General features: G+C 41.6%; 7 protein-coding genes. 2 read left to right on the top strand and 5 right to left on the bottom strand.

Features of this window, described 5'->3' with window-relative positions:
• Positions 1-141 precede the first annotated feature (141 nt).
• On the top strand, positions 142-696 hold the full coding sequence (locus WBA89_RS28425) for a single-stranded DNA-binding protein (RefSeq protein WP_424410971.1): 555 nt from the start codon (positions 142-144) through the stop codon (positions 694-696).
• A 185-nt stretch (positions 697-881) separates the two neighbouring features.
• Here WBA89_RS28425 and WBA89_RS28430 read toward each other — a convergent pair whose 3' ends face one another.
• A complete protein-coding gene (locus WBA89_RS28430) occupies positions 882-1,226 on the bottom strand; it encodes a hypothetical protein (protein WP_424410972.1) in 345 nt (114 codons plus the stop codon).
• A gap of 365 nt (positions 1,227-1,591) precedes the next feature.
• Positions 1,592-2,272: a lipoyl(octanoyl) transferase LipB gene (lipB, locus tag WBA89_RS28435; protein ID WP_424410973.1), complete on the bottom strand. Its 681-nt coding sequence runs from the start codon at positions 2,270-2,272 to the stop codon at positions 1,592-1,594.
• Between the two features lie 149 nt (positions 2,273-2,421).
• Here lipB and hpf point away from each other — a divergent pair, with 149 nt between their 5' ends.
• Positions 2,422-3,075: a ribosome hibernation-promoting factor, HPF/YfiA family gene (gene hpf, locus WBA89_RS28440; RefSeq protein ID WP_424410974.1), complete on the top strand. Its 654-nt coding sequence runs from the start codon at positions 2,422-2,424 to the stop codon at positions 3,073-3,075.
• Between the two features lie 112 nt (positions 3,076-3,187).
• Here hpf and WBA89_RS28445 read toward each other — a convergent pair whose 3' ends face one another.
• The 3 genes from WBA89_RS28445 to WBA89_RS28455 form a co-directional block, all read right to left on the bottom strand.
• Entirely contained in the window at positions 3,188-3,646 is a 459-nt protein-coding gene (locus WBA89_RS28445; RefSeq protein ID WP_424410975.1) for a peroxiredoxin, read from the bottom strand.
• A 34-nt stretch (positions 3,647-3,680) separates the two neighbouring features.
• The gene (locus WBA89_RS28450; protein WP_424410976.1) at positions 3,681-6,695 is read right to left on the bottom strand and encodes a hypothetical protein; all 3,015 of its coding nucleotides are present in this window, start codon (positions 6,693-6,695) and stop codon (positions 3,681-3,683) included.
• A gap of 17 nt (positions 6,696-6,712) precedes the next feature.
• A partial coding sequence (locus tag WBA89_RS28455; protein WP_424410977.1) for a helicase-related protein occupies positions 6,713-8,577 on the bottom strand: 1,865 nt, incomplete at its 5' end.

An 8,577-nucleotide genomic window follows, 5' to 3' on the forward strand; every position in this document is an offset into this window, starting at 1 on the left:
ATTCCCGATGACTAATGACTAATGACTACTGACTACTGACTACTGACCAATGCCCCAGTCCCAATGCCCCATTCCCGATGACAACTGACAACTGACAACTGACAACTGACAACTGACAACTGACAACTGACAAATTAAGTTATGAATAGCTGCATTTTAATGGCGGAAATAACTCAACAACCGCAACTCCGTTATACTCCAGACAATCAAGTTCCCATCGCTGAGATGCTGGTGCAGTTTCCAGGCCCAAAACCTGAAGATCCGCCCGAACGTTTGAAGGTGATAGGATGGGGTAATTTGGCTCAAGAAATTCACGATAAATATCGCGAGGGCGATCGGGTGATTATTGAAGGTCGGCTGGGTATGAATACGATGGAAATAGATGGTATTAAAGAAAAGCGCGCTGAACTGACAGCCCAAAGGATTTACAGTGTCGGTGCCGAGGCCGCGAGTGCTGCTCCCGCAACTAGAAATGCCCCGGAACAGGCTCAAATTCGCGACAGCGCCCCGGCGAACGTGCCGAGCAATGTGGTTCCTTTAGGCTCGCGCAACCGCAGTTCTAGCAGCCCTCCAGCGGGCGCTAACCGCCCGTCTAATTCTGATTGGAACTCGCAGCCTTTAAATTACGATTCCGATCGCTCTTCGAGTTCGTCTAACGAGCCGGAAAATCCCGATTACGATCCGATTCCGTTTTAAAAATTAGGATGCGTCACTTGACGAGCGATCGCAAAACTGCGCTGTTCGATCGAAAGTGACGCATCTTAATTTAAGAGCGATCGGACTTCAGGAAAAAAAAGGTTTTTCCGAAGGTGAGAGTGCGGTAGGGAAACGGATATTCCTTAATGCAGACCTATAGGATCTTACTGGTAGATATACAATTTTTACAGATCGATAGTCAGAATTTTTTTCTTGCTTTTTTCGTCGCGCAGGACGACTGTATTGTAGGGCGATGTATCCGTTCCCATCGGAATTGGCATCTTAAAGCTGGGGATTGTATGCTTGAGTTCGCCTAAATCGATGCTTTTCGTTAGATTGCCATCTGTTGCTAGATAAGCGGTAAGTTCGCCTTGATAATCTTCAATCAAAAAGTCTCTGAAGAAAACGACTTCCCCACCCTCGGAATCCATAGCAAGGATGACCGTACCGCTAAACGCTGCGCCTTTTTTTTCTTCATCAACCGTCGCCATTTTAATTTCCGAGGGATCTTGACCGGACATATCTGCCATAAGTTTTTTCTCCTGAGCGGATCGCAATTAACTAACAAGAATCTTAGCTGACGCTAGGGGCGATCGCAAAACTCTTAGGAGGTATTTCTGCATAGGTCTTGCTTCTCTCTCTGGTTAGAGAAGCGCGCGGTCTCGTATTGTACCACCAATTTTCTCAATTCTTCAGTCAGTAAGTACAGACCGTTAAAATTATCTCTACAATACGCGCAAGTCTTGCAAATACCGCCTGGTTAATTCGATTCGATATTTGGCATCCTTAGTCTGGAGTTTTTAAGCGATCGGGTGGGGAATTAAGCCTGATGTTTTTGATGATTCAAGAGCGATCGCACTACGATCGTTAATAGTAAGGTTGACAGCTATGCACCCTACAGGTTCGATCGCACAATTTCGACTCCAAAAACGCGAGCAAACTCAGCGACAACGATCGATCGCACTCGATCGACCTCAATTCCCGGTATAAATTGCTCCAAACTGCCAACGGGTCGATCGGGAATCCCGCAAGGTACAATTTGCCCAAAACCTGTTAGATCCGGACACACATTTAAGGCAAAACCGTGCATCGTAATCCAGCGGCTGACTTTAATCCCGATCGCCCCCACCTTGGTACCATCCACCCAAACCCCTGTCATTCCCGCCACCCGCGAACCCTTGATCCCGGAAACTTCCAGCACTCCCAGCAGCACTTCCTCCAACTGCCGCAAATACCAGTGCAAATCTTGTTTGTGACGGCGCAAATTTAAAATTGGATAGCCCACCAACTGGCCCGGACAGTGATAAGTCACCTCGCCGCCCCGCTCAATTCGGTGCAATTCCGGCTGACTGCGATCGGGGTCAAATTTCAGAAATTCCAACTTCGATCCCAATCCCAAAGTGTAAACCGGCGGATGTTCCAGCAAAATCAGCACATCAGGCAAATCAGGATTTTCCCGGCGCTCTTGCACCAGTTTTTGCTGGATTTCCCAAGCTTGGGAGTAGGGCACTTGTCCCCAATCGAGGAGCAAGCAGGGTTGTGCATTTAGGTGTTGAGGTACAGTAGGGGAAAGCATGAAAAAAATCAATAGTGTTTTTACGGAATATTGGCACAGTTTAAATCAAGAATTGTCAACATATAAAAAAAATTGAAAGAAAAGTGTTTTGTTGAATACATAATGCTATTGTATAAACTATACCCAAGTTACAGAAGGGAGGGAGCTCTATGAAGCTTGTTATCCAGGGTAAAAATATAGAAATCACCGATGCGATTCGCGAGTACGTCAACCAAAAGATTGAAAAGGCAGTTAGCCATTTTCAAACTTTGACTACAGAAGTCGATATTCATCTGTCGGTGGCTCGTAACCCCAGGATCAATCCTAAGCACACTGCTGAGGTGACAATTTATGCTAACGGCAGCGTGATTCGGGCTGAAGAAAGCACGGAAAGCCTTTATGCCAGCATCGATTTGGTTGCCGACAAGATCGCTCGTCAACTGCGGAAATTTAAGGAAAAACGCCACGACAACAAAATCCAGAGCAGTCCCAAAACAATTGCGGTGGTTGATGAACATCCTGTAGCAGAGGATTTGATTGGCGATCGAACTCCCGAACTTCCTGCCGAGGTAGTGCGGACTAAGTATTTTGCCATGCCTCCAATGACTGTGCAAGAAGCTTTAGAACAATTGCAGGTTATAGATCACGATTTCTATATGTTCCGCAATTCCGAAACAGACGAAATTAACGTGCTCTACGAACGCAAGACTCGCGGTGGCTATGGAGTTATCCAACCGCGCAACGGCAACGGTAACGGTAATAGCAAACATGGCAAAACTGCTGAAAGCGCAACACACGAAAAATCTAGTGTTGGCAAAAGCTAGATAATTTCTAATTGTTAATGGCTGCAAGTCGTTAGCAATTCAGGACTAAAGTCCTTACTACAAACCTTTCGTTCGTAGTAAGGACTTTAGTTTTTTCTTGGTTTTTTTCCACCTAACTTTTAATAGCTTCCAAAGTCTTCTGCGCCTCCGAAACGTGAGCCTTAAAATCCAACATCGAGTCAAAAATATGCTTGACAACCCCTTGTTTGTCAATGACATAAGTTACTCTACCGGGCATAATCCACATTGTTGCAGGAACGCCGTACAATTGCCGAACTTTATTACCAGTATCGCTCAATAGTGTAAATGGCAACTGATATTTCGAGGCAAATTTCTCGTGAGACTGCTGCGAATCTTCGCTAATCCCAATTACTTCTGCACCTGCATCTTTGAAAACTTCATAACTATCCCGAAAAGCGCAAGCTTCCGCCGTGCATCCCGGTGTATCGTCTTTCGGGTAAAAGTAGACGATGACGTTTTTTTGACCTCGAAAATCCTTGAGGCTGACTGATGCGCCAGTTTGCGAAGTTAAGGTAAAATCCGGTGCGGTATCTCCTACTTTGACTGCCATATTTGTTTGACTGAGTGTTTTGGTTTATTGATTATTATACCGTCTGAGTTACGCTCAATACTTCTCTTACCTTATTCAAAAATGCCAGCGAATTAAAAATAGCACTACCACCCGCGTGACTGAATTCAGATAAAGCACCAACTGAGTCATTGCCAATAATGCGATCGAACGGATCTAACTTGAGACTAATTTTTTGACGGGCTTCGTACCGAGAAAAGTGAAATATTGTCAAATAGTGCAGTAAAGTATCTTTCATTGTACCATTATAAATCAAACCTTCACGAATATTTTGGTCGTCGAGAATTCCCTCGTAAATATTCAATAGCGTCGAATAGGAAATCACTCCACTGTAAAAGTTTTTTTCACCTTGCTCTACTTTAATCCCGTTAAACAAATTGAAAAACACAGCAGCTTGCTTGCTGCTATCCGCAAACAAGTCCGCAAGCTCCGCTGTATCTTGAATATAAAAAGATTCTCCCCGATGCTCTTGGGGACTGTGGACGTAGTATTTATCAAAAAATACCGGGTAAACTCTAATATCTTCCCGCTCTCCTTTCAAAATTCGGATGATATCTTTTGACATAAAAAACAATCGATCGTCTTCATCATTTTGAGTGATGTGCAGGGTACTCATATAAGGTGCTTGCGAGATATATAAAAAATTTCGATATCCTCGATTGTATAACTGACTGACAATATCTGCGAGAATTGACGGCTGAGTATAAAGATGCTGAAGGCTATAGTTTTCGGAAAAAGTTTTCAGCATTCCTACCTGAATACTATCATCTTCTTGACGCCTGATTCCGGTGATTTCGCCAATCAAACAGGCTTTTCTGCGATCGCGAATCCCGCCCTTTCTCACATCGCTGTCCCTGGTAGATACTGCAATAATCGCTAAATTATCCAACTCTGGAGATAGCTGCACGTTGTTAAATCGAAACTTTTTAGGCAGTATTGAATACAGGGAACTCAAACCGTTTCGGATTGTCAAACCGCTCGGAGTTCCCCTGATGCGGAATCCTTTGGAGTTTGCTCGGTGTTTTTCGCTCAAAATATGACATAAGGTCTTAGAAAAATGTCCGATAAACTTTTCCGAATGTGAGGGATTCTTTGAGTCGCCTTCATGAAGTCTCACCATCGGCACAAATAAATTATTTGGTAATTTATCTAACAATATTTGCAGGCAAATATACGACATCAGCGAAACAGCAAACTTGTAAACAAAAGCCGCTTGTGGTTTGAAACCTCCCTTGCTGTCTAAGCGTCGGTTGTCATAGGGAAATACGACGGATTTATTATGAAAATTTTTATAAAAAACCTCTCTAGAACGCTCTGCTTTAGGAACCCAAATGACTGGTAAAGACTGGATGCCTTTAATGTTATATTCCATGCTAAAACTTTGGGATTCATCACTTGGGAAATAACGCACATCTTCAATAGTAATATTCAGAGGCAATTGACAGATTGCTCTTGGGTTGATATTCGGCTTTCCCACCGAAATATACTGAAGCGTTTCCTTGGGATTGCGCCCCACAACCTCCTTGAAAAATCTTCCGGTTGTCAAAATCTTATCTATATTTTCAAGTAGACCTCTTTTAATCAGAATCTGTCGCGGTTCTGTTCGAGATGGTAAAATAGTTCGATCTAAGATAAACTTTTGCAGCAATTGCTTGAGACAGTTGATTTTGTAGGTGACATTGATTTCTTGAAAACGCTTAAAAAAATTGCGGAAAAGCTGCTTTTTATTTGGTTCGTTAGAACTCTGCAATGTCGGCAAAACTACTCGCTCAAATCCTGCGATCGGATCGTATTCCAGTTCAGCTTCTTGGCTGTAATTGTCTGCTAGCGGGTTCTGAGACGAAGCAAAGACAAAGTGATATAAAAACGCTATTTTTAATACTTTGCGGAAAAAACTCTCACGATCTGCTGGTGCCTCCAATGCGGCGAGATGTTCCTCGCTGTCGGGATTTAACAAATTAAGATAGTAGTCCAATACGCGATCGCCCCCACGCGATTGTACGGGATTGCCAAACTTGAGTTTGAGGCCAAAAATAAATTGGCGGTCGCCCCCAGAATCATCCGTAGTTTCTCCCAGACTACCTGCTATAATTGGAATGATGGGAAGCGCATCCAAAGCTTCCGATCGCGAAAACATATCTCTATAATTAACCTGAGTTCCCTGATAGTTAACCGAGTAATAGCCGTCAGCTTTATCGATATCACTAATATATGCTTCCATCAATCTGAGACGGCGAATCAAATCTTTCAAATAAATTAAACCGCGCACATTTTCTGTAGCAGGATCGATATTTTCTAAAAGATATTCCAAGTAAGTAATTTTCGCTTCTTTCTTCAATTGTCCCAGAGTTTCCCGATCCACAACTCGCACCAGACGGTGAAAATCAGAAGTTTGATTTTCCACCATTTCATCAAGCAGGGAATTAAGTTCTTCCCGATAGTCTTGATTATCAGTATTTTCAGCAATATAATTCTTTAAACCTGCTTTCAACTCTTCCTGAAAAATATCTGCATTACGGACGATAATAGTTACTTTATGAAACTTTAAAAGTGAATCAACACCAGAATCCAAGCATTCCAAACTCAGCTTCTGTTTCTGCAAACCATCATAGCATTTGCCAAAATCATACTTAAAACCTAACTCACTTCCCTTACCTTTAAAAGACTCTAGGGGACTGGTTAAACTAGCTGCAAACTGTTCAATTGCAATACTATTTCCCAAAACAGCTTCTAACTTATGGCGCAAACAAGCTTGAATATCCCTAACTTGACTGCGAAAACGCACCTCAACTTCCGGGAGAAAGTTCACCGTAGCAGAATCTGCTTGAAATTCTGAATCACCCAAAGAATTATGAACTTGTTGGCAACTTGCTGTTTGGTTAGCTACCTCGTCAATATCTATTAGTAAACGTTTGCGATCGCCCGAAATGCTAAACGGGTTATTCTCCTGCAAAACTTCTAAAATTTTGTCCAGCAAATCGCCATAATCTACCGTTACTAAATCGCTATTATCCAATCTTAAAACGTTCACCCTGTCAACCCCCGATTTCACATTTTTTCAGACAAAATTAAATTTAGTATATTTAACTCATTTGAACTCAAAAGATACTTATCCGTAAATATCTTTTCCCTGACTTCTTCTAAACTATAACTCCTAAACACAACAAATGGGAAATCTTGATACTTGTCTCCAATAGGTAAAACATTACCAACAGGGTACAGCGCCCGGACATATTGAGTCAATATCTCTCTAAAATGTTGGTATTTCGGTTCTTCCGGGTTGCTGGCAAAATATTCCCTGAATACTTCACCAGCAATAAATGCAAACAATGGCAAAGCATAATACTGGTCATTTCGCTGGCTGCTTTGCTCAAATCTCTGTGTTTTCTCCACAGAATTTGTCAGTTTTTGAACTAACTCCATCGCATCTTTAATTGCAAATTGTAAAGTCTCCGAATAGAAATTACTACGGCTAATTGTTTGCATATTCTGCCAAAGTTCACTATTCGCTGTTTTCGCTATTTTTACCAGAGGCATCATGTATGTTTCCTCCAAAGTCTTCGATGCAGTCGGCACAACTAACAAACCACCACTCATGTAGCCGAGTTCCAGGTTGTCAAGGCTTAATAACTTATCGAAACCTTCACTTACTAACTGGAAAAATTGATTGTTGAAAAACTCGCGCTGTGCAAGATACGAAGTCTGAGATTTACCACTAGACTCAACATTATTTCTCAATGCAAAATCAGCTTGACCGAGTAAATCTTCTAGACTATTATAGACCTGTGGTAAACGCCGATCGCTCCTGTTCTTCCTGTGTTCGCTTTTCAACAAGTCAATTAGCTTTTTCATTTGGGACGAAAATGTTTCGCCAGCAGCCAATACAGACTTGCCGCCGATCGGTATAATGATAAACTTATCGGAACCAACTTGCCCGCAACCATAAATTCGCGTCATTATAGATGCTTTCAAAATCAACAGAATATTTAAAAGGCTCAGTTTACTTTCCTGTATTGATATCTCTTTGTTGTCTTCAAAATACACTACCCGATCGCCCAAATAGAAAATTAATTCTTTGTCCTGATTATCAATCTCATCCTTTCCGCGCCCCCGATAAATTACCTGAATCAATTCCATCAGGTTTTTCTCTATTTCAAACCTCGGAATCTCAACCAAAATGTGTTTAGCCTTGGGAAAAGATAACCCACGACTACCTGAAGCAGTCATAAATACTACTTTCGCATTTTTTTTCCATTTTTGAACTAACTCTTTTTCCTCCTCACCAATATCAGCGTGTATTTCGATATAATCTCTTCCTTTTTCAAACTCACCTCGATGTGATCTAATCTTGTCTATCAAATTACCCAGTTTTTGTTTATCTTGAATATAAACTATCAATTGTTCAATATCAGAGCGTTGTAACAGAGATTCTATATCCTGTAAGATTTCGCCTTGTATACTCTTGGTTAAATCAGTCTCTAGCCTTAGCAAATCATCTTCATTAAATTTACAAGATTCAATGAAAACTTTGTATGTCATGCTTAAGCTTTTAGCAGGATACGAGTTAGTATTAATGACAGTCGCGTCAGTTTCCTTAAACTTAAAATGCTCGACTGACAGAGGTAAACCTGAATTTTTAGCTTTCCGAAAATAGATTTTATCCGGTTCAGCAGAGGTATCGCTTAAGTGTTGGCTAATTACAGCCTTGTCAACGATAGAAGCATCTGCAACAATCACCTTTGTATTAAACCCGTAAGCATTATTTTTCAATCCATACCTGTCTAGTATCTCGTTGATGCCATTTAAAAATTCTACACCTCCCTCATCCCCAGTAATCTCATCGATCATGATAAATAAATGCTTGATGCGACTGGAGATATCTTTCATGCGATCGGGAATAACCCTATTTTCCC

The organism is Microcoleus sp., assembly GCF_049646505.1.
Taxonomy (GTDB): Bacteria; Cyanobacteriota; Cyanobacteriia; order Cyanobacteriales; family Microcoleaceae; genus Microcoleus.